Origin of the sequence: Winslowiella toletana (assembly GCF_032164335.1) — a bacterium.
GTDB lineage: Bacteria > Pseudomonadota > Gammaproteobacteria > Enterobacterales > Enterobacteriaceae > Erwinia > Erwinia toletana_A.
Map to the genome: position 1 here is coordinate 2,873,474 of NZ_CP134152.1, position 21,546 is coordinate 2,895,019.

The 21,546-nt window shown below is 53.4% G+C and carries 20 protein-coding genes; 1 reads left to right on the forward strand and 19 read right to left on the reverse strand.

Features of this window, described 5'->3' with window-relative positions:
- Positions 1-8: 8 nt before the first annotated feature.
- From flhA to otsB, 16 genes are all read right to left on the reverse strand, one after another.
- Complete coding sequence (gene flhA / locus RIN69_RS13405) at positions 9-2,090, reverse strand: flagellar biosynthesis protein FlhA (protein ID WP_313852397.1); 2,082 nt, start codon at positions 2,088-2,090, stop codon at positions 9-11.
- On the reverse strand, positions 2,083-3,234 hold the full coding sequence (flhB, locus tag RIN69_RS13410) for a flagellar biosynthesis protein FlhB (protein WP_313852398.1): 1,152 nt from the start codon (positions 3,232-3,234) through the stop codon (positions 2,083-2,085). Before flhB ends, flhA begins: the two co-directional genes overlap by 8 nt.
- Positions 3,235-3,387: 153 nt before the next feature.
- The gene (gene cheZ / locus RIN69_RS13415) at positions 3,388-4,032 is read right to left on the reverse strand and encodes a protein phosphatase CheZ (protein WP_313852399.1); all 645 of its coding nucleotides are present in this window, start codon (positions 4,030-4,032) and stop codon (positions 3,388-3,390) included.
- A 9-nt stretch (positions 4,033-4,041) separates the two neighbouring features.
- Positions 4,042-4,431, reverse strand: coding sequence for a chemotaxis response regulator CheY (cheY, locus tag RIN69_RS13420; protein ID WP_313852400.1), 390 nt, complete (start codon positions 4,429-4,431; stop codon positions 4,042-4,044).
- Positions 4,432-4,472: 41 nt separating this feature from the next.
- Positions 4,473-5,522, reverse strand: coding sequence for a protein-glutamate methylesterase/protein-glutamine glutaminase (locus RIN69_RS13425; protein ID WP_313852401.1), 1,050 nt, complete (start codon positions 5,520-5,522; stop codon positions 4,473-4,475).
- Positions 5,522-6,394, reverse strand: a complete 873-nt coding sequence (gene cheR, locus RIN69_RS13430; protein WP_313852402.1) for a protein-glutamate O-methyltransferase CheR — start codon at positions 6,392-6,394, stop codon at positions 5,522-5,524. Before cheR ends, RIN69_RS13425 begins: the two co-directional genes overlap by 1 nt.
- Positions 6,395-6,420: 26 nt before the next feature.
- Entirely contained in the window at positions 6,421-8,031 is a 1,611-nt protein-coding gene (locus RIN69_RS13435; protein WP_313852403.1) for a methyl-accepting chemotaxis protein, read from the reverse strand.
- Between the two features lie 50 nt (positions 8,032-8,081).
- Positions 8,082-9,761, reverse strand: coding sequence for a methyl-accepting chemotaxis protein (locus RIN69_RS13440; RefSeq protein WP_313852405.1), 1,680 nt, complete (start codon positions 9,759-9,761; stop codon positions 8,082-8,084).
- A gap of 102 nt (positions 9,762-9,863) precedes the next feature.
- Complete coding sequence (gene cheW, locus RIN69_RS13445; RefSeq protein ID WP_313852407.1) at positions 9,864-10,361, reverse strand: chemotaxis protein CheW; 498 nt, start codon at positions 10,359-10,361, stop codon at positions 9,864-9,866.
- Positions 10,362-10,382: 21 nt separating this feature from the next.
- Complete coding sequence (gene cheA / locus RIN69_RS13450) at positions 10,383-12,353, reverse strand: chemotaxis protein CheA (protein ID WP_313857743.1); 1,971 nt, start codon at positions 12,351-12,353, stop codon at positions 10,383-10,385.
- Positions 12,354-12,363: 10 nt separating this feature from the next.
- The gene (gene motB, locus RIN69_RS13455; protein WP_313852409.1) at positions 12,364-13,395 is read right to left on the reverse strand and encodes a flagellar motor protein MotB; all 1,032 of its coding nucleotides are present in this window, start codon (positions 13,393-13,395) and stop codon (positions 12,364-12,366) included.
- Positions 13,392-14,279, reverse strand: a complete 888-nt coding sequence (gene motA, locus RIN69_RS13460) for a flagellar motor stator protein MotA (protein ID WP_313852411.1) — start codon at positions 14,277-14,279, stop codon at positions 13,392-13,394. Before motA ends, motB begins: the two co-directional genes overlap by 4 nt.
- Positions 14,280-14,413: 134 nt before the next feature.
- Entirely contained in the window at positions 14,414-14,992 is a 579-nt protein-coding gene (gene flhC, locus RIN69_RS13465) for a flagellar transcriptional regulator FlhC (RefSeq protein WP_313852412.1), read from the reverse strand.
- Entirely contained in the window at positions 14,992-15,345 is a 354-nt protein-coding gene (gene flhD / locus RIN69_RS13470; protein ID WP_313852413.1) for a flagellar transcriptional regulator FlhD, read from the reverse strand. Before flhD ends, flhC begins: the two co-directional genes overlap by 1 nt.
- An 839-nt stretch (positions 15,346-16,184) precedes the next feature.
- Complete coding sequence (gene otsA, locus RIN69_RS13475) at positions 16,185-17,618, reverse strand: alpha,alpha-trehalose-phosphate synthase (protein WP_313852414.1); 1,434 nt, start codon at positions 17,616-17,618, stop codon at positions 16,185-16,187.
- Positions 17,615-18,394: a trehalose-phosphatase gene (gene otsB / locus RIN69_RS13480; RefSeq protein ID WP_313852415.1), complete on the reverse strand. Its 780-nt coding sequence runs from the start codon at positions 18,392-18,394 to the stop codon at positions 17,615-17,617. Before otsB ends, otsA begins: the two co-directional genes overlap by 4 nt.
- Positions 18,395-19,115: 721 nt before the next feature.
- Between otsB and RIN69_RS13485 the strand changes: the two genes are divergently transcribed.
- Positions 19,116-19,292 (forward strand): hypothetical protein, encoded by a 177-nt coding sequence (locus RIN69_RS13485; RefSeq protein WP_313852416.1) that lies wholly within the window; start codon positions 19,116-19,118, stop codon positions 19,290-19,292.
- On the opposite strand, the gene RIN69_RS13490 is transcribed toward RIN69_RS13485, so the two are convergent.
- The 3 genes from RIN69_RS13490 to RIN69_RS13500 are packed head-to-tail and all read right to left on the reverse strand — an operon-like array spanning position 19,289 to position 21,505.
- On the reverse strand, positions 19,289-19,960 hold the full coding sequence (locus RIN69_RS13490) for a methionine ABC transporter permease (RefSeq protein ID WP_313852417.1): 672 nt from the start codon (positions 19,958-19,960) through the stop codon (positions 19,289-19,291). The genes RIN69_RS13485 and RIN69_RS13490 overlap by 4 nt on opposite strands.
- Complete coding sequence (locus RIN69_RS13495; RefSeq protein ID WP_313852418.1) at positions 19,945-20,736, reverse strand: methionine ABC transporter ATP-binding protein; 792 nt, start codon at positions 20,734-20,736, stop codon at positions 19,945-19,947. The genes RIN69_RS13490 and RIN69_RS13495 overlap by 16 nt, the downstream gene beginning before the upstream one ends.
- Before the next feature lies 1 nt (position 20,737).
- Complete coding sequence (locus RIN69_RS13500) at positions 20,738-21,505, reverse strand: MetQ/NlpA family ABC transporter substrate-binding protein (protein ID WP_390902543.1); 768 nt, start codon at positions 21,503-21,505, stop codon at positions 20,738-20,740.
- Between the last annotated feature and the right edge of the window lie 41 nt (positions 21,506-21,546).

Consider the following 21,546-nt stretch of genomic DNA (forward strand, 5'->3'; position numbering starts at 1 on the left):
CCGCAGCATCAATGACCGCCGATGGTTGACGTCATACGAATCTGACGGTTATCGGTCAGTTCCAGATTCGACAGCACCATCAGCTGGGGCAGATTGCGGCGCAGGAAGCGGGCCAGCAATGCGCGTAGCGGATGATTGACCAACAGTACCGGCGGCGCGCCCAGCGTTTCCTGACGTTGTAACGCCTGCTGCGCTTGATCCAGCAGCCGATCGGCAAGCCCTGGTTCCAGCCCTCCGCCACCCTGCAATGCCTGCAACAGCAAGCGCTCCAGCGAGGTATCCAGCCCAATCACCTGCACTTCATCGCTGCCCGGGAACCATTGCTGAGTGATGGCACGACCCAACGCTACCCGCACCACCGAGGTTAACTCATTGGGATCGGGCTGGACCGGCGCATGCTCCGCCAGCGTTTCAATAATGGTGCGCATATCGCGTATCGATACCCGTTCCGCCAGCAGATTTTGCAGCACTTTATGCAGCGTGGTCAGCGTAACCACGCCGGGCACCAGGTCTTCCGTCAGTTTTGGCATCTCTTGCGCCACGCGATCCAGCAATTGCTGCGCTTCCTGACGGCCAAACAGCTCGCTGGAGTACTGGCCAATCAGATGGTTGAGATGGGTAGCCACTACGGTACTGGCTTCCACTACGGTATAGCCCTGAATTTGCGCCTGCTCTTTCAGCGCACTTTCAATCCACACCGCGGCCAGCCCAAAGGCCGGATCGACCGTCGCTTCACCCGGCAGACTGCCCGCCGCAGTTCCCGGATTAATCGCCATCCAGCGCCCCGGCCAGGCATCGCCGCTGCCAATTTCTACCCCTTTCATCAGGATCCGGTAGCGCGCTGGCGGCAGATCCATATTGTCGCGAATATGCACCACCGGCGGCAGAAAACCGACTTCCTGCGCAAACTTTTTACGGATGCTGCGGATACGACCAAGCAGTTCGCCATCCTGCTGAAAATCGACCATCGGAATCAGGCGATAGCCCACTTCCATACCCAGCGCATCTTCCAACTGGACATCAGTCCATGAGGCTTCGACCGCCGCCGAGCTCTCTTGCGGTTTGGCTACCGCCTGCGGTGTCGCTTTTGGTGCCATCTCTTTTCCGCGCATATACCAGGCAAGCCCCAGCAAAGCGGCGGTAAACAGCAGGAATACCAGATTTGGCATTCCCGGCACCAGTCCAAGCATCCCCAGCACCCCGGCGCTTAACAACATTACCCGTGGATTGTTAAACAGCTGGGTGACCATCTGCTCACCCACATCCTGCTCGGTACTGACACGAGTGACGATCACACCGGCGGCGGTGGAAATCACCAGAGCCGGAATCTGCGCAACCAGACCATCACCAATGGTTAACAACGTATAGGTTTCTGCCGCATGGCCCAACGGCATATTATGCTGCACGACGCCGACCAGCAGGCCACCGATAATATTGATAATCATGATCATAATGCCGGCAATGGCATCACCGCGCACAAACTTACTCGCCCCGTCCATCGAGCCGTAAAAATCGGCTTCCTGGGTGACGTCAGATCGGCGTTGTTTCGCTTCATCTTCGCCAATCAGGCCGGCATTCAGATCGGCGTCAATCGCCATCTGCTTACCGGGCATGCCGTCCAGCACAAAACGCGCGCCAACTTCAGCGATACGTCCGGCACCTTTGGTGATCACCATAAAGTTGATAATTACGAGGATAATAAATACCACGATACCAATGGCAAAGTTGCCGCCCACCAGAAAGTGGCCGAAGGCTTCGACCACCTGCCCGGCGGCGGCGGCTCCGGTATGACCGTCCATCAGAATAATTCGGGTGGATGCCACATTCAGCGCCAGACGCAGTAAGGTCGAGAACAGCAGAATGGTGGGAAAGGCGGCAAACTCCAGCGTGCGCTGGGTGAACATTGCCACCAGCAGCACCATAATCGACAAGGCAATATTGAAGGTAAACAGTAAGTCGAGAATAAATGCCGGTAACGGTAACACCATCATCGACAGAATCATCAGGATCAGGATTGGCCCGGCCAGCACCTGCCACTGGGTATCTTTAAAGTTGCCCGGCAACCGTAATAATGCGGCCAGATTAGCCATCAGTTTTTTTCTCTCCAGCAAAGTCCAGTGCTTCCGGCACCGGCAAACGTTCAGGTTTCTTGGGAATCAGGCCGCCTTCCACTTTCCAGCGCTTCAGTTGCCAGACCCATGCCAGCACTTCCGCCACCGCGGCATACAGCGTGCCGGGAATATGCTGGCCAATTTCACTGTGTCGCCAGAGCGCGCGTGCCAACGGCGGCGCTTCCAGCAGTGGTATTCGATTTTGCTGACCGATCTCACGAATACGCAGCGCAATCTCTCCGGCTCCTTTTGCCAACACTTTCGGCGCGCTCATTTTCTTTTCGTCATACTGCAAGGCTACCGAGTAGTGGGTCGGGTTGGTGACAATCACGTCCGCTTTCGGCACATCAGCCATCATGCGGCGGCGCGCGGCGGCGTGCATCGCCTGGCGTATGCGCCCTTTGATATGCGGATCGCCCTCTTGCTGCTTAAATTCGTCACGAATTTCCTGACGCGTCATGCGCAGCTGCTTAAAGTAGCTCCAGAGCTGCCAGAACACATCAAAACCGACCATCGGGATCAGGCCAAGCAGAATGAACAGCCCGCAGATCGCAATCATATTCAGCGCATGGCTTAACGCGGCAAAGGGCGACTCGGTGATCAGACGCAGCATCTCCGGCCAGCTGCTCCACAGATACCAGCCGGTGACGCTGCCCACCAGTACCGCTTTCAGAATCGCTTTTAACAGTTCGGCCCAGGCTTGAGCCGCAATCATCCGCTTCAGCCCTTTCAGCGGATTAAGCTTGCCGAAATCGACTTTGATCGCTTTGCCACTCAACACAATGCCGCCGAGCATCATGGGTGCAGCAATCGCCACCAGCACCAGTCCGCTCATCACCGGCAACAGCGCCCAGACGGCCTGCCCGAGCAGCGAACTGATATGGCGAATACTCTGCTTATCATCGCTGATAATGCTGTGATCAAAATTCAGACCGGAAGAGACCATCGCCGCCAGCTGGCGCGCCATCGGTTCACCGCCCAGCCAGAGGATCATGACGCCGACTAACAGCATCAATAATGAGGTCATTTCGCGCGAACGCGGAATTTGCCCCTCCGCACGCGCTTTTTCTAATCGGTGGGGTGTGGGGGCTTCGGTTTTTTCCTCATCACTGTCTTGAGACACGGCAGCAAACCTGTTTCGACGGAATTTCAGGGCATTAGCATGCCAAAACCTCATCAGTCTGATTGCGCGATCAGAGAAGAAAAATAGCGGTTATTTTAAGGATGGCGGGAAAGGGAAAAACGGGTCGCGTGCTGGCGACCCGTGAGGGGAAGATCAAAAACCGAGGCTATCCAGCAGATCGTCAACCTGATCCTGATTCGCCACCACGCCCGGCGCAGCAGCGTTCATCTGTGGGCCATTCAGCAGACTGTCGCTCTCTTTTTTCTGACGAGCACTGCCTTCAGGGATATTTTCCAGCAGCACCATCAGTAGCTGACGCTCAATCTCCTGGATCACATCCATCATGCGTTTAATTACCTGGCCGGTAAGATCCTGGAAATCCTGCGCCATCATGATTTCCATTAGCTGGGCATTGGTAAACGCCGTATGGTCCGGTACCGATTCCAGATATCCCCGGGTATCCGTTACCAGCGAACGTGCATCTGACAGCGCTATCGGATTTTCGAACCACTCGTCCCAGCGCCCTTTCAGCTGTTTTGCCCCGTTCTCCAGCAACGTCTGACGTGGCTGAGAAGCCTCGACGCTGTTCAGCGCCCGCTCTGCCGCCTGCGCCGTCATCTGTACCACATAATCAAGGCGGTCACGGGCGTCAGGAATGGCTTCAGCCGCTTCCGCAATCGCCTGGTCCAGCCCCAGTTCGCGCAGGCTGTCACGCAGCATACGCGTCAGTGAGCCAATGCGCGAAATGATGTCATGCGCCGAGGCAGCATCGACATTTGGTTTCAGAAGTTCGCTCATCACGTCTCCTTACATGCCCAGTTTTTCGAAGATTTTATTTAACTTCTCTTCCAGGGTTGCGGCAGTGAAAGGTTTAACCACATAGCCGCTGGCTCCCGCCTGAGCAGCCGCAATAATGTTCTCTTTCTTGGCTTCTGCCGTCACCATCAGCACCGGCAGCGCGGCCATCGCCGCGTCCGCACGTATGGTTTTCAGCAGCTCCAGCCCGTCAATATTCGGCATATTCCAGTCGGAAATAACAAAATCAAAACTACCGGCACGCAGTTTATTCAAGGCATCTGCGCCATCTTCCGCTTCTTCAACATTATTGAATCCCAACTCTTTCAGAAGGTTACGCACAATACGACGCATCGTACTGAAGTCATCTACCACCAAAAAGCGCATATTTTTATCGACCATATCTACTCCTGTTTTGATCTGAATCGCGGGACGGGATTGCACTAAATTCGCAATGCCTGTCCGGCGCTAATTTTTGCCAGCATGTGCTGACTGATTTGGTGAAGATCCACCACTTCACTGACACCCCCGTGTGCGATAGCCTCACGCGGCATGCCGAAAACTACACAGCTCGCTTCGCTCTGGGCGATGGTCCAGGCCCCCGCCTGATGCATTGTCTTCAGTCCGGCCGCGCCATCACTGCCCATACCGGTCAGGATCACGCCAACCGCATTGCGCCCGGCATAGTGCGCCACTGAGTTAAACAGCACGTCCACCGACGGTTTATGGCGGTTAACCGCCGGGCCATCATTCAGCCGTACCTGATAGTTGGCCCCGCTGCGCGCCAGCTCAAGGTGCATCGCACCCGGCGCAATATAGGCGTGACCGGGCAAAATACGCTCGCCATCCTCGGCCTCTTTCACCGTGATCTGGCACAGTTTATTCAGTCGCTCAGCAAACGATCGGGTGAAGCCCGGCGGCATATGCTGGGTAATCAGCAGTGCCGGACTGGTCACCGGTAGCGGTTGCAGCACATGACGAATCGCCTCAGTGCCACCGGTCGACGCGCCAATCGCAATCAGCTTTTCACTGCTCAGAAGCGGCCCGGCTTTCAGCATCGCAGGCACCGTCTGGGTCGGGCGCACATGCAACCTGGCGCGTGCAGCGGCGCGCACTTTGTCGGCAATCATCTGGCTATAAGCCAGCATTCCTTCACGAATGCCAAGCTGCGGCTTAGTAACAAAATCGACGGCTCCCAGCTCCAGCGCACGCAGGGTGACTTCAGAGCCTTTCGCGGTCAGTGAAGACACCATCACCACCGGCATCGGCCGCAGGCGCATCAGCTTTTCAAGAAAGTCGAGGCCATCCATGCGCGGCATTTCAACGTCCAGCGTCAACACTTGCGGATTGAACTGTTTGATTAAATCGCGTGCGGCCAGCGGATCGGGCGCGGTGGCCACCATCTCCATATCCGGATGACTGTTAATAATTTCGGTCATCAACTGCCGCATCAGCGCGGAGTCATCAACGCACATCACGGTGATTTTGCTCATTATCTTTCCTTAGTCAGCCCGTAGACCGTTTGTCCTCGCAGATAAAACTCTTTGCTTATCTGGCTAAAGTTTTCTGAATGACCGGCGAACAGCAAACCACCCGGCTTCAATAGCGGAACGAAACGGCGCAGGATCTTTTCCTGGGTCTCTTTATCGAAGTAGATCATTACGTTACGACAGAATATTGCGTCAAACGGGCCCGGTAGCGCCCACTCCGGCGCCAGCAGGTTAAGCTGGGCATAATTCACCATGCCAGCCAGTTCCGAACGCACCCGCACCATGCCCTGATGCGGGCCGGTGCCGCGAAGGAAGAAGCGCTGCAACTGTTGGGGCGAAAGCGTGCGCAACTCCTCCTGCCGATAAACCCCGGCCAGCGCTTTCTCCAGCACCTGAGTATCAATATCGCTGGCGTGCACCTGAAATTTACCCGGCCCGGCCCCGAGGGTTTCGGCCAGCGTCATCGCGATCGACCATGGCTCTTCGCCGGTCGAGGCGGCGGTGCTCCAGACGTTAAAGCTGCCGTTACGCCGTTTGGCATGCTCTGCCAGAATGGGAAAATGGTGCGCCTCACGGAAAAAAGCCGTCAGGTTGGTGGTCAGCGCATTAATAAACGCCTGCCACTCCGCACTGTTAACATCGTTCTCCAGTAGCGCGAGGTAGCGACCAAAGTCATCAATATTCAACATACGCAGCCGACGCACCAGGCGGTTGTAAACCATTTCGCGTTTATGGTCGGCGAGGACGATGCCAGCTCGCTGATAAATCAGCTGACTGATACGACGAAAATGCGTATCCGATAACGGCAGGCGCTGCACCATTTGCGACAGCAAAGTGGTGTTTTCAGACGGTGCCAGCAACGTCGTTTTTTTCATTTAAGGGCCATCCAGCTTATCGCTGATTAAGAGGTTAAGACCGCGCTGTTATGCCCGGAAGCCAGCGCCTGAAAATCGCCAGTATCGGTAACGTCATCGACAGAGAATCTTGTCACCACTTCACTGAGGTTTTCGGCCTGTGCTTCAAGCGCCTCGGTGGCCGCCGCCGCTTGCTCGACCAACGCCGCGTTCTGTTGCGTGACCTGATCCATCTGACTGACGGCCTGCGCCACCTGTTCGATGCCGCGACGCTGTTCATCCGACGCCGAGGCGATTTCGCCCATGATGTCGTTAACCCGGGTAACCGACTGAACGATCTCTTCCATGGTTTCACCCGCAGAAGCCACCAGCGTCGATCCCTGATTTACCCGGCTGGCCGACTCCTCAATCAGCACCTTGATCTCTTTTGCCGCCTGCGCGCTGCGCTGCGCAAGGTTGCGCACTTCACCCGCCACCACCGCAAAACCACGCCCCTGCTCGCCGGCACGCGCCGCTTCTACCGCCGCGTTGAGCGCCAGGATATTGGTCTGAAAGGCAATACCATCGATTACGCTGGTAATATCAGCAATTTTCTTCGAACTGGTGGCTATCTGATGCATAGTCGCGACCACATTTCCGGTCAGCGAACCGCCTTTATGCGCGGTGGCGGAAGCATCACGGGCCAGCTGCGATGCCTGACGCGCATTATCTGCATTGGCAGTAACCGTGGCGGTTAGCTGCTCCATACTGGCGGCAGTTTCTGCCAGCGACGCAGCCTGCTGCTCGGTGCGCGCTGATAAATCATTGTTGCCGCTGGCGATTTCACGAATCCCCACCTGCATGGTTTCGCTACCCTCACGCACCTGCACGACGGTTTCAGCCAAACGACTTTGCATATCGCGCAGCCCGGTAAACAGTTGGCCGATTTCATTACTTCCGCGCTGTTCAATGTTGCCGCCAAGGTTGCCGGAGGCAATACGGGAAAAATGATCGCGCATACGCGTCAGTGGGGTGATTAGCGCCTGTTTCAGCCAGCCCAGCGCCAGCAGCGTCATCAGCAGCGACAGCGTAACCGCACCGGCAAATATCCACTTCGACTGGGTATAAAAATCATGGCTTTGATGTTTAGCGTGCTCAACGATACCGCTGATATGCAGCATCCAGCGGTTGTACTGCACAAGAAAGTTATCCTGCGACTTCTGGGTGGGCGCATCGAGAAAATCCTGAAGCTGATAGTTCTCTAAATAGACAATCAGCTGAGCCAGCTCGTGGTGATAGTTGTCATAGCTGGCTTTGATCTCTTTGGTCATCGCCTCACCTTCCGGTGTCATCCGCGGAATGGCGAGAAAACGTTGAAAGGTTTTATCAGCGCTATCCAGATCGCGCTGCGCACCCGCCATCAGGCTGGTGACCTGATCACGCGGCAAACTTAACGCCGCACGCGTACCGGCACGACTCAGCGTCACGCGTGCGCTGAGTAACGAGGCCCAGCTCTGACTCAGCGCATCACGCTGCTGACCGCTGGTATCGACCTGGTAAAGGTTATTCGCATCCTGACGAAAAGAGTTGAATGACAAACCACTGCTGACAATTTGCATCAGGCAAAACACGGCAAGGATAAAAATCAACGTAGCAGAGACACGAATACGGCTAAACATCACGACCTCCGGGGCCATGCCGCCCGTTACGGGCGGCAGCAATTAACCAATCAGAATGTTTCCCAGTTCTCTTCAGAGACTTTAGTGACCGGCTTACGCGCGGCGATCACCGAAGCAGAACTCGGAGCAGATTTACTGGCGGTACTGACATTAACGGCGCGTGCGGCGAATTCTTTACGAATTCTGAACACCGATACCGCTTGTGACAGTCGGCTGGCCTGTTCTTCCAGCGCTGCCGCAGCGGCAGCGGACTCTTCAACCAGTGACGCATTCTGCTGGGTAACCCGATCCATCTCGGTAACCGCCTGCCCCACCTGGTCGATACCGCGACTCTGCTCGTCGGATGCCGACGCTATTTCCGCCATAATATCGGTCACGCGCGTCACCGCGCTGACGATGTCATGCATGGTCTCTCCGGCACTTTCCACCAGCACCGAGCCGGTATCGACGCGACTGACGGAATCTTCAATCAGCGCTTTAATCTCTTTTGCTGCCTGGGCGCTACGCTGCGCCAGACTGCGCACCTCTCCCGCCACTACCGCAAAACCACGTCCCTGCTCACCGGCACGCGCCGCTTCCACCGCCGCATTTAGCGCCAGAATATTGGTCTGGAAGGCAATCCCATCGATTACGCTGATAATATCGGCAATCTTCTTCGAACTACCGGCAATATCACTCATGGTTTTCACCACCCCATCGACCACTTTACCGCCCTTTTGCGCGGTTTCTGAGGCACTGAGCGCCAGCTGCGACGCCTGGCGGGCATTCTCAGCGTTCTGTTTCACCGTCGCCGTCAGTTGCTCCATGCTGGCGGCAGTCTGTTCCAGCGAGGCAGCCTGCTCCTCGGTTCGCGCCGACAGATCGTTGTTTCCGGCAGAGATTTCGCTGGCACCGGTGAAGATTGCATCGGAACCGTCGCGCACATCACCGACGGTGTTTACCAGCTCCTGCTGCATATGTTGCAGGCTGGAAGCCAGCTGGCTCATCTCGTTGCGTCCCTCAACTTCAATGGTTTGTGTCAGGTCGCCGCTGGCAATATGGCGAATATGGCTGATGGTGGCATTCAGCGGACGCAGCAGAATGTGATGCATACCGCTCCACACCACCGCCATTACGGCCAGCAAAACCACGAAGACAATCGCCAGCACCCAGATCGCCTGGTTGTAAGCCTGATCGTTTTCCGCCGACCCTTCAGCAAACAGCGCAGCGGTATTATTCAGCCAGCTGTTGTAAGCGGCCTCAAAACCGTTTTGGTAGCCCTGAGTGGGTTGATCGAAAAACTCTTTGATATTGCCTTCGGCCATCAGCTTAATCAGATCGTTAAGTGCACCGTGCAGAATGGTGTAATTCTCTGTGACTGCTTTAACGTGACTGAGTGCTTTCACATCGTCCGGCAATTCAGCGCTGTACTCGGCATATTGCTGCTCTGCCAGTGCCAGCTGAGTTTTCGCCAGCTTCAGGAGATCCGCTACGGTGTCACCACTGCCCATCTGATTTGAATCGAGCATGTAGCGCAGACCGGCGCGGTTGAGGGTATTACGGGTTTGAACCAAAGCAATCCATGACGCGGTCAGATTTGTCTGCTCGCGGCGCAATTGCTCAGTGATAGTGAAATTTGCTTTATCACTCTTTAAAGCCTGAAAAAACAGACCGCCGGAGATTAATTGCAGTGAGCCGAACACGACCAGAACCACAATCAGACTGGTCACAACTTTCATACGCTTAAACATACCGTCCCTTATTACATTTGCCATCTGTTGATGTTATCGGCAGCAAATAAGGAACCTTTACGGTTGGGGCGACCGAATGCCGCCCCGGAGATGATTAAATTATTATGCGCTGCGCAGATTATCCATCAGCGCCATCTCTTCGCTGCTCAGTAGCTTTTCGATATCAACGAGGATCAGCATCCGCTCGCCCAGCGCGCCCAGTCCGGTAAGGTATTCCGTCGACATAGTGACGGCAAATTCAGGAGCCGGACGAATCTGCTCATGCGTCAGAGACAGCACATCAGAAACGCCATCAACCACAATTCCCACGACGCGATGTTGCAGATTCAGCACGATCACCACGGTGTTATCGTTATATTCGACACCCGGCTGAGCAAATTTAATCCGCAGATCGATAATCGGTACGATGACACCGCGCAAATTCGTGACGCCTTTAATAAATGCCGGAGTATTGGCGATGCGCGTAACCTGATCGTAACCGCGAATCTCCTGCACCTTCAAAATATCGATACCGTATTCTTCATCACCCAGCGTAAATACCAGGAACTCCTGGCCTACCGTTTCGCCAGCCAGTTTGGTAACGTTTGCCATTCCAGTCATAGGTCTACCTTAATCATTTAGTTAAGCTGCGACGCCGGCCACACGCTTTTCTCGGTTTAAAGATTGCAGGGCTGAGACATCAACAATCAGCGCCACGCTGCCATCGCCGAGGATGGTGGCGGCAGAAATACCCGGCACTTTGCGGTAGTTGCTCTCAAGGTTTTTCACCACCACCTGGTGCTGACCAATCAGCTGATCGACCAGCAGCGCATAGCGTTTTCCGGCACTTTGCAGAATAACCACGATGCCCTGCGTTGCTTCCGTCTTCGCGCCCTGCACATCAAATACATTCCACAACTCCACCAGCGGCAGATACTCGCCGCGTACTTCCAGCACGCGTTCGCCACCGGCCAGCGGATGCAGATCTGCTGCCAGCGGTTGCAGTGACTCCATCACCGCATTCAGAGGCAGGATAAACACCTCTTCCGCGACCCGCACCGACATGCCGTCGAGGATCGCCAGCGTCAGCGGCAGCAAAATACGAATGGTGGTGCCTTTGCCCGGCTTCGAACCGATCTCGACGTGGCCTCCCATCTCCTGAATATTACGTTTCACAACGTCCATACCGACGCCGCGCCCGGACACGTCGGTGACCTGCTCAGCGGTAGAGAAGCCAGGTGCAAAAATCAGCATGCCGACCTCTTCATCGCTCATTGATTCACTGACCGGTAGCCCGCAGGAGAGTGCTTTAGCCAGAATGCGTTCACGGTTAAGGCCCGCGCCGTCATCGCTGACTTCGATACAGATATTGCCACCCTGATGTTCAGCAGAAAGCGTCAGGTTGCCGCAGGCATGTTTACCCGCCAGCAGGCGCTTTTCCGGCGATTCAATGCCGTGGTCGAGGCTGTTACGCACCAGGTGAGTCAGCGGATCGATAATCCGTTCGATTAAACTCTTATCCAGCTCGGTCGAGCTGCCTGACAGCGTCAGTTCCACCTCTTTACCCAGCTTGCTGGCCAGGTCGCGCACCAAGCGAGGGAAGCGACTGAATACGTACTCCATCGGCATCATACGAATCGACATCACCGACTCTTGCAGGTCACGCGCATTGCGCTCCAGCTGCCCCATACTGTTTAGCAGGTCACCGTGATTAACCGGATCCAGCTCGCCGGATCGCTGCGCCAGCATTGACTGAGTGATCACCAGCTCGCCGACCAGATTGATCAGCTGATCGACCTTTTCTACCGCCACGCGGATGCTGCCCGACTCGCTGCTGCGGGCGGGCGCGGATTTTTTCACTTCTGGCTTGAGCGCCGGCGTGACAGGGCTGACGGTAGCCAGATTTTCTGACGGTTTATCGGCGCTTTCTGGCTGTGCCGCTGGGGTTGCTGCATCCGGAAAACGGATTTGTGACTCTTCAATCACAAAACAGAGCACCGCCACAATGTCATCTTTATCGACCGAGGAAATCAGCGTCGCCTCCAGTGAGGTTTCACCTTTCTTCACCTCACTGACGGTGCCAAGATTAGCCAGCTCATCCAGCATCAGTGACACTTCGCTCGGTTTAAGGTCGACCAGCGCCAGCCGCAAACCGGCGGGAACAACCGTGGCCGGTTGCGCTTCAGTCACCAGCGTCAGCGGTTTTGCCGGTTCAATAACTTCGCCTTTGGCCTCCAGCGCCAGTTGGCGCAACGCCTGACAGATATATTCAAAACTTTCTGCGTCAGGTTCCTGGGCGGTTTTACAGGCATCTAACTGTTCCTGCATAATATCTTTGGTTTCCAAAAACAGGTTGATGATGTCGGTACTGAGCTGCATTTCACCGCGGCGCGCACCGTCGAGAATGTTCTCCAGAATATGCGTGGTTTCCTGTAAGACAGTGAAACCAAAAGTACCCGCTCCGCCTTTTATCGAATGGGCTGCACGGAAAATGGCATTCAGCTGCTCCGAATCGGGCTGCTGTGGGTCTAATCCCAGCAGGTGTTGTTCCATGTCGGCCAGTAATTCGTCAGCCTCATCGAAAAACGTCTGGTAAAAATCGCTAATATCCATGCTCACGGTATCACCTCGGCTGTGAGTCGCGATTAGGCTGCGACGGAATCTCCGCCACCGTCGGTAACGAGCTCACCGGCTGTGGCGCAGTCTTCGGCGCGGCCTGTACAGGTTGATGGTCTGGGGTTAATGCCGCATCCGACGGTTCAGCCGGAACGGTAATTTGTTTAATACTTGCGGCATCGTTAATCTGCACCGCATCACTTTCGGCGTTCTCTTTTTCGATTTGCGCTTCGGTATCGTGATTTAATACCAGCAAACTAATTCGGCGGTTTACCGCATCATTACCGCCGCGATTTTTCAGCTTCATGGTGTCGGCCATCCCCACTACGCGCAGCATTTTGCTGCTCGCCAGCCCGCCGGTTACCAGCTCACGCCGCGAGGCATTGGCGCGATCGGCTGAGAGTTCCCAGTTGCTGTAACCACGATCGCCTCCGGCATACTGAAAATCATCGGTATGTCCGGCGAGACTGATGCGGTTAGGAATATCGTTAAGAATGGGTGCAATCGCCCGCAGGATATCGCGCATATAAGGCTCCACCTGCGCACTGCCGGTTTTAAACATCGGGCGGTTCTGGCTGTCGACAATCTGAATACGCAGCCCCTCCTCCACCATATTGATGATCAGATGCGGGCGCAGCGCTTTCAGCCGGGGATCGGATTCAATCAGCTGATCGAGTTTTTCACGCAGACGATTCAGGCGAATTTCATCCAGCTTGCGTTTCTGCGCGTCCATATCGACCACTTTTTTAACTTCACCCTGCTGCTGCGTTGGATCATCACCGCCGCCGGGGATCGGGCTTTCACTGTCACTGCTGCGCGGTCCGTTACTCAGCGCGACCTTTAGCGGAGTACGAAAATATTCGGCAATCTGCACCAGCTCTTTGGGATTGGCGATGGAAATCAACCACATCACCAGAAAGAACGCCATCATCGCTGTCATAAAATCGGCGTAAGCGATTTTCCATGAGCCATGCGAACTCTCATGTTTTTTCACTTTGCGCCGCTTTACCAGCACGATGGGGTGACTGCTGTTCTTCATGCGTCCTGATCCGAAGTCTGTTTTGCCGGTGATTTGGCATTACGCACGTGCTCTTCCAGCTCGCTGAAAGAGGGACGTTCGGTGGAATACAGCGTCTTACGGCCAAATTCCACCGCAATCTGCGGCGCATACCCGTTCAGACTGGAGAGCAGCGTCACCTTAATGCACTGCATCATTTTGGTCGTTTCCGCACACTTCTGACGCAGCACCGATGCCAGTGGCGAAATAAAACCGTAGGCCAGTAAAATACCGAGGAAAGTACCGACCATCGCATGGGCAATCAGCGCCCCCAGCTCGGCGGCCGGACGATCCGCTGAGGCCAGCGCGTGTACCACGCCCATTACCGCGGCGACAATACCGAATGCAGGTAAAGAGTCACCCACTGCCGCCAGACTCTGCGCCGGCACGTCGCATTCGTGCTCGTAGGTTTCGATCTCTTCATCCATCAGCGCTTCGATTTCGAACGCATTCATATTTCCGCTCACCATTAACCGCAGATAGTCAGTGATAAAGTCCACCAGACGGTTATCGGCAAGGATGCGTGGGTAATTAGCAAAGATTTCACTTTCGCGCGGATTTTCGATATCTCTTTCCAGCGATAACATGCCCTGCTGTCGAGATTCCGCCATCAGGCGATACAGCAACGCCATCAGATCCATATACAGCGCTTTGTTATATTTAGAGCCGCGCATTAACAGCGGCAAGGCTTTCAGGGTCGCTTTGATCGACTTTCCGTTATTACCGACAATAAATGCGCCAATGCCTGCGCCCCCAATAATCAGCAATTCCGAAGGTTGATAGAGTGCGCCAAGATGACCACCCACCATCATGTAGCCCCCCAGCACCGAACCAATCACCAGCAAATAACCTAAAATAACCAGCACAATAAATCCTTACGTCCGCAACGTGTTGGTGGATGTTAAGCCAGAGAGCCGAGGGTGTTATTCGGTAAACGCAGAGCAAAAAAAAGCAGCGGTTAAAAACCGCTGCTGGATGTCATTCCACGTTTCGAACAATCTTAAACGGCGCGTTTAACCTGTTCATCCAGCAGTTGTGGAGTGTTATCGGCAGGCTGCGCAGAAAGTTTACGTCTTTTTACCGCGCGAGATGGCGGCTGACACAGGCTACAGACGAAGCTGCCAGCCGGCTGGTGTGCATGAGTGATAAAACTGCCATGACAGGATTTGCAGCTGGAGAGTTCCAGCATGCCACTTTCGACAAAACGTACCAGCGTCCATGCGCGCGTCAGCGCCAACAGCGGCGTCTCATCCGACTGCGGACACTGCTCAAGGTACAAACGATAAGCTTTGATCACCGCATCGACGCCATGACACAGGCCGCTTTTCAGCAGAAACTGCCAGGCGTTGCAGAACATTGAGGCATGAATGTTCTGTTCCCAGGTCATAAACCAGTCGGTTGAGAACGGCAACATGCCTTTTGGCGGTGGGCTGCCGCGTAGCTCTTTATACAACTTTATTAAACGGCCACGACTGAGCTGCGTCTCGCTCTCTAACATCTGTAAACGCGCACCGAGAGTAATTAATTCCATTGCCAGTTGAATATCGCGAGCTTCCTGGACAATACTTTTTTCACTCATTATCCCGCTCTCTTTTTCGACAAATCTTCAACTCGTGCTGAAGTTTCGCGTAATAAACGGCTGGATAGCAGAATGCCGGTATGGATTTGCTGTAAATCATCCACGCGAGATTCCTGAGTGAGGCGGCTGATGGTTTGATGATCGTTAAAGCGAAACTGACAAACCAACTGGTTAGTCTCAGCGAGTTTTACCATTTCCGGTAAGGTTAATTGCGCCAGCGAGTCTGCCATCGCTTCATCGATACCTAAGCGAAACATGGCAGAAGCTTTATCCTGGTTAATTAAACGCTGTGCAAGCAATAAATAGGACAAATTAATGTCGTATATATGTTTGAGTAATTCTGATGTACCCATTATTTCCCATCCTGACTGACACTACTTTTAACGTTCACGGGATAAATTCCGCTTCCCTGGTTGCTGGTTGGTAAATCTAAAGATGGCAAAAACACGTGGCAGCAGCCAAACGTATGCTGAATGATTACGCATCGTGCCGAGTACTGGTTTAGTAAGTCGTCGTCGCTCACGCTCCTCAGAGGGGGTGAGCTAAGAATAATGCTTCGAGACGTTCGCTTACATATTTAAGAATATTCTGAAAGCAGCGCAACTCTATCCCGTTGGATTTCCACATACAACGAGCGAGCGACTTAATTTTAGATAAAGTGTGATCTGCATCACACTTTTAAGCCAAATTATTGCCGAAAACCCATCAGCGAAGCTGTTGATTAGATTAATAAAAGAACAATTACGCCATTTTTTGTTAAAGAATGGTTCAGTGACCTTTTCGACTGCTGAAAAAGCTCACTTTTCACTCTTAACCTGTCACAGCTGCGCTGTTAAGACAATTTAACAGCATATACCGTTGGGAATTAATGCCATTGAAGCATTAAACGCTAGTTTAATTCAGTTATAGTTCCTGAAAAATTAGTCACTTAGATAAATATCCTCAAAAACTCCGTCTAAAACCGCGGTACCGGTGATTAGGTTTAAAGCAGCTTTCCGCAACGTTTTGTTAACAGGGAGAGATTTCTGATCATGGAGAGAAAAGAGATGTAACCGAGGATTACATTAGTAGTGTGAATGTTTGACCGCTAATGTCAGTTCGTCGAGGGAGTTATCGGCGGGCATAGAGTTTTCTTAAATAAAAAAGGACGGCAAAACGCCGTCCTCACTACCGTCCTGTCTCGCCGCGGCTATCAGGCTAAGCGTGGAAAGGTTGCCACTTTATGGTTCATCTCATGATCTTCCGTGCGCGGTGCCAGCGCCTGCAAATCTTTCAGGTAGCTTTCGCGCCAGTGAGAAATATCGTTTTCCCGCAATACCGCCATCATATCGTTATAGCGCGAGATGCGTTCGGTACGCGACATCGTCAGGGCTTTATCCAGCGCCGCCGCCACTTCGTCACGATCGTAAGGATTGACAATCAGCGCCGAGGTAAGCTCATTGGCGGCACCCGCAAAGCGCGATAACACCAGCACGCCGGGGTCATCCGGATCCTGCGCCGCAATATACTCTTTCGCCACCAGATTCATGCCGTCACGTAGCGGCGTGACCAGACCAACATCGGTCAGGCGGAAAATCTTCATCAACAGGCGACGATCAAAATGCTGGTTCAGGTAGTAGAGCGGCGTCCAGCCCAGCGTGCCATACTTACCGTTAATTCGCCCGGCTTCAGTTTCCAGCTGATGACGAATATCCTGATACGCCTGCACGTCGCCACGTGAGGTTGGCGCAATCTGCGAATAGCGAATATTGCCGCGATGTTCTGGAAAGTTCTCCAGCAGCGCTTCATAAGCCAGAAAACGCTCCGGTAGCCCCTTGGAATAATCCAGCCGTTCGCAGGCAATGATATTTTTCGCATCGCCCAGCTCACGCTTCATGGCGGCCATTTTCGGCGGCAACGGCCCTTCAGCCATCTCTTTGATACTTTCCGGCTCAATACCAATCGGATAAACCTCAGTAGCAAAGTCATTGCCAAAAGCACGGTGCTGCTTATCGCCTTTATTCTGAACCTGAGTCAGCAGTGACAGGCTGTCGAGAAATGCGGTGCGGTCGCTATCAGTCTGGAACCCAAGCAGATCGTAATCACACATCATCTGCAACAGCTCTTCGTGAGGCGGCAAAGCGTTGAAAATTTCCGGCGTAGGAAAAGGAATATGCAGGAAGAAGCCAATGCGATTATTCATTCCCAGTTTGCGACAGGCAGCTGCAAACGGCAGCAGATGGTAATCGTGGATCCACAGAATATCATCATCTTCCACCAGCGGTTGCAGACGTTCCGCCAGTAATTCATTGACGCGGCAATATCCTTCCCAGGCTTCACGCTGGTATTGCACCAGATCTAACCGATAGTGAAACGCGGGCCAGATAACCGTATTGGAAAACTGGCAATAATAGAGGTCGTAGTCGTTCTGACTCAGACCGAAAGAGGCATAGGTGATACCATCTTGCTTGACGATATCCAGCGGCTCTTGTTCTTCTTCAGCGATAGTGCTTATCTCACCATTCCAGCCAAACCACAGTCCACCTGTAGATTTCAGCGCATCCAGAATACCGACCGCCAGGCCACCAGCACTATTAGAACCATCGGGAACAGCGATACGGTTAGATACGACCACTAAGCGACTCATAACCTTGACTCCTTACCGAGGTTGTCTTGATCTAATTGTAATTTCATCTGTTCAAGCCAGCTGTAAACTTCATCAACATTTTTCAGCCGAAAGCGCGCCTGACTTGAACCCTCTCCGACCTTTACGGATAAGCCATTCATGGCATTAACCACACGAAATCCGGCTTCATCTGTCAGATCGTCACCAATAAACACCGGAATACGCCCGGCGAAAGGCGCTTCCTGCATAAAGGCGGCTATCGCTGCGCCTTTATCGATTCCCTTCGGTTTTAATTCCACCACGCATTTTCCCGGCTGCAGCGCCAGCATCGGAAAGCGTTGCACCATTGACTCTGCCAGTTGCAAAACCTGCGCCTGAAACTGTTCTGCCTGACGATAATGCAGGGCAAAAGCCATACCTTTAGTCTCAAGCTGCGTACCTGGCCAGTTGCTGATACTGCTGCTGAGGGTTTCATGCAATTGCGTCACTACCTCATCCGGCAAACTGATACGGTGCAGTTCACCTGTGGCATCGCGACGTTCAGCACCATGAACTCCAGCCAGCGGCGCGTAAAAAGGGGCAGCCAACTGATCCAGTTGCTCAACTGGCCTGCCGGAAATCAGCGCTACCGCCCCGTGGCTCAAAGTGGATAACGCTTGCAGTGTGGCGCGAACCGTTGCCGGAATCGACACTTCATCGGGGCGCGGTTTGATAGCCGCTAAGGTGCCATCGACATCGAAGAAAAACGCGTAGAGGCCGCCACTTAAAGAAGGGAAACCTTCGGATTCTCTGCTCACACTCTTCTCCCGATCTGCATCAGATTGCAGACGTTAATTTGATGATTAATCATTCGGATAAATAACGACTGAAATAATCCGGTCAGGAAAATGTTCTGCATTGTCATGCCAGAATAAAATAGTTGCTGTCGGGGCAGAAATAAATTATTTATCGGCGAAAGAAAGCGGAAACAACAGGGCAACTGACGACAGGTGGTTGACTGCCAACTTTCTTTCCTGGTAATGCGCTCTTTCCTGGTACTGCGCTGCTTTTCTCCTGTCGCAGATCGATAATTTTTGCCTGCCTGATTCATTTTCTCTGACCAAATTGCGGATGACATCACAGTTCAGTATAGACCCTGTTCTGGCTTCTGCCAGAATGATGATAATTTAAGAGCATTCTGAAACAGCTGCGTTATGAAGAAATGATTTATCGACAAGTTTATCTTTGATTCTTGCCAGTTAATTATTACTGTATTTTTACCCCTTATTTACCGCTGCAGTTTAATAACCCACTTAATAATCTCGCATTATGGAATCATTCTTTCCAATAATCATTACACCCTTTCCCTTGCCGGATTTTCAAAAAAATAAAGCAATAAAAAGCATATCGTTTTTTACGCACATATTATTCCTGAAAAGCCGTTTCCAAACGGCGAATAACTCTGCACGATATTAATCTCATGCCGTTTTTCAACCGGCAAGCGTTTCAGGCTTTGCCCTTACCTCTGCGGGAAAAAATATGACGTTCAGAAAGAAGATACTGCGGAATTTTATTGTTGGCAGCGGTTGTGGTAAATCCAGTCTGTTGAAAGCCATCGGTGGTTTTTATGCCCGCCACTACCGGCAGCATCCGGCTGCATCCGGCTGCATCCACAGCCGGTTACCCAACCAGGCCCTGAAGGAAACCTCTCTTTAACGTCGATGCGCCAGCGAGCGCACCAGCCGATCGCCCAGCGTCTGCACCAGCTGCACCAGAACAATCAGCGTAACCACCGTGCCGATCATAATCTGATTATTAAAACGCTGATAACCATAACGAATCGCCAAATCTCCCAGACCACCGCCGCCTATCACCCCCGCCATCGATGAAAAACCGATCAGCAGCACGGTGGTCAGGGTAATTCCCGCCAGCAAGGCCGGTAACGCTTCCGGCAGTAGCACTTTACTGACGATATGCCAGCCGGTGCCGCCCATCGACAAAATGGCTTCAATCCGCCCCTTATCAACTTCATCCAGCGCGTTTTCCACAATACGCGCGAAAAAAGGAAAGGCGCCAATGGTAATGGGTACAATCGCGGCGGTGGTGCCGAGCGTGGTACCGATAATCAGCCGGGTAAAAGGGATCAGCGCAATCAACAGCACGATAAACGGCAAAGAACGCCCGATATTGACCAGCCCACTTAACAGGCGATTAAGCGTAGCGGCCGGATGAATTCCCTCCTTGCGGGTGATAAATAGCACGATGCCCAGCGGCAGACCTATCGCCACCGTAAACAACGCTGCCACAACCACCATATAGAGAGTCTCCAGCGTGGCGTTCAGCATCAGATCCCAGAACGTTTCCCAGTCTACGCGACCGCGCATAATGCCCCCTCTCTGACGCCATGTTTACGTAAAAATGCCCTTTCCGCTTCGCGATCGTGCAACAACTGGCTACGCAGCTTCGACGACGGGTCGAGCAGCAGCTGCCCAAGGGCGCCGCTTTCCACTACCCTGCCGTGTTCCAGCAGCGCGGCGTGATGACAAATACTTTTCACCACTTCCAGTTCATGGGTGATCAACACAATGGTCAACCCAAGCTGGCGATTAATGTCGTCCAGCAACGCCAGAATTGAGCCGGTGGTTTCCGGGTCCAGCGCACTGGTTGCTTCATCGCACAGCAGATAGTCCGGTTTCGCCGCCAGAGCGCGTGCAATACCAACCCGCTGCTTCTGGCCGCCGGACAGCTGCGATGGCCAGGCATCGCGCCGGTCACTGAGGCCGACCAGCGCCAGTAGTTCTGCCACCCGGGCCAGGCGCTCAGTTTTTTTTACTCCGGCGATTTCCAGCGGAACGGCGATATTCTCTGCCACCGTTTTGGCATGCAGTAAATTAAAATGCTGAAATATCATGCCGGTGCGCTGACGCTGAAGGCGCAACTCTGCCGCCGTCAGCGTCATCAGGTCGCGGCCATCCAGCATAATACGCCCGGAGGTCGGGCGTTCCAGCAGGTTGAGACAGCGAATCAGCGTGCTTTTACCCGCTCCGCTGCGCCCGAGGATGCCATAAATGGCACCATCGGGAATGGTCAGCGTGATATTATCCAGCGCCGGTCTTGGGTTACCGGCATAGATTTTCCCCAGCTGCTCAACGCTAATCATCTTATTTACCTGCTACCGGAATCACCGATCCCTGATAATTCTGTCGAATAAATTCCGCCACTTTTGGCGATTGCAGATCTTCAGCCAGCTTTTTAATCCGCGGATCGGCTGCCAGCTTAGGCGTCGTGACCAGAATATTGGCATACGGATTATTGTCTGCATTCTCCAGGCCTAATGCGTCTTTCGCCGGCACCAGCCCGGCTTCCAGCGCATAGTTACCGTTGATCACTGCCAGTTCAACATCATCCAGTGAGCGCGGGATCTGCGGTGATTCAATTTCCAGAATTTTCAGCTGCTTCGGATTTTCCGCAATATCCTTCGGCGTAGCCTGGTGTTTAGCCGGATCGTTAAAACCGGCTTTAAGTTTGATTAACCCGTTTGCCTGCAACAGATAAAGTGCCCGACTCAGGTTAGTGACATTATTTGGCACCGCCACCGTGGCGTTATCCGGCACTTGCTGTAGCGAGGTGATTTTACGTGAGTAAATACCCAACGGTTCAATATGTACCGTGGCCGCCACAGCGAATGTCTGACCTAATGCCTTCTCCTGATCGCGCAAATAAGGTACGTGCTGGAAATAGTTGGCATCAACGTCACCATGCGCCAGTAATTCGTTGGCATTTACGCCACTGGTTAACTCAATAATTTTCAGATCCAGCGACGGGTCGATCTTCTTAACATATTGCAGGATCTCCGCATGTGGCACCGGATCGGCCGCCACCCGCAACGCTTCTGCCGCCATTGCAGTGGAGATCATATTTAACGACATGGCCAGACCAGCTATCACTACCCACGTTTTTTTCATTATTT

Excerpts from the sequence above, each read along its gene's own strand:
- RIN69_RS13435 (WP_313852403.1), bottom strand. The coding sequence starts at position 8,031 with ATGTTTAGCCGTATTCGTGTCTCTGCTACGTTGATTTTTATCCTTGCC.
- cheZ (WP_313852399.1), bottom strand. The coding sequence starts at position 4,032 with ATGAGCGAACTTCTGAAACCAAATGTCGATGCTGCCTCGGCGCATGAC.
- RIN69_RS13485 (WP_313852416.1), top strand. The coding sequence starts at position 19,116 with ATGACGTTCAGAAAGAAGATACTGCGGAATTTTATTGTTGGCAGCGGT.
- motB (WP_313852409.1), bottom strand. The coding sequence starts at position 13,395 with ATGAAGAACAGCAGTCACCCCATCGTGCTGGTAAAGCGGCGCAAAGTG.
- otsA (WP_313852414.1), bottom strand. The coding sequence starts at position 17,618 with ATGAGTCGCTTAGTGGTCGTATCTAACCGTATCGCTGTTCCCGATGGT.
- cheA (WP_313857743.1), bottom strand. The coding sequence starts at position 12,353 with ATGGATATTAGCGATTTTTACCAGACGTTTTTCGATGAGGCTGACGAA.
- cheW (WP_313852407.1), bottom strand. The coding sequence starts at position 10,361 with ATGACTGGAATGGCAAACGTTACCAAACTGGCTGGCGAAACGGTAGGC.
- flhC (WP_313852412.1), bottom strand. The coding sequence starts at position 14,992 with ATGAGTGAAAAAAGTATTGTCCAGGAAGCTCGCGATATTCAACTGGCA.
- RIN69_RS13440 (WP_313852405.1), bottom strand. The coding sequence starts at position 9,761 with ATGTTTAAGCGTATGAAAGTTGTGACCAGTCTGATTGTGGTTCTGGTC.
- flhD (WP_313852413.1), bottom strand. The coding sequence starts at position 15,345 with ATGGGTACATCAGAATTACTCAAACATATATACGACATTAATTTGTCC.
- cheR (WP_313852402.1), bottom strand. The coding sequence starts at position 6,394 with ATGAAAAAAACGACGTTGCTGGCACCGTCTGAAAACACCACTTTGCTG.
- RIN69_RS13425 (WP_313852401.1), bottom strand. The coding sequence starts at position 5,522 with ATGAGCAAAATCACCGTGATGTGCGTTGATGACTCCGCGCTGATGCGG.
- cheY (WP_313852400.1), bottom strand. The coding sequence starts at position 4,431 with ATGGTCGATAAAAATATGCGCTTTTTGGTGGTAGATGACTTCAGTACG.
- RIN69_RS13490 (WP_313852417.1), bottom strand. The coding sequence starts at position 19,960 with ATGCGCGGTCGCGTAGACTGGGAAACGTTCTGGGATCTGATGCTGAAC.
- RIN69_RS13495 (WP_313852418.1), bottom strand. The coding sequence starts at position 20,736 with ATGATTAGCGTTGAGCAGCTGGGGAAAATCTATGCCGGTAACCCAAGA.
- flhA (WP_313852397.1), bottom strand. The coding sequence starts at position 2,090 with ATGGCTAATCTGGCCGCATTATTACGGTTGCCGGGCAACTTTAAAGAT.
- RIN69_RS13500 (WP_390902543.1), bottom strand. The coding sequence starts at position 21,505 with ATGTCGTTAAATATGATCTCCACTGCAATGGCGGCAGAAGCGTTGCGG.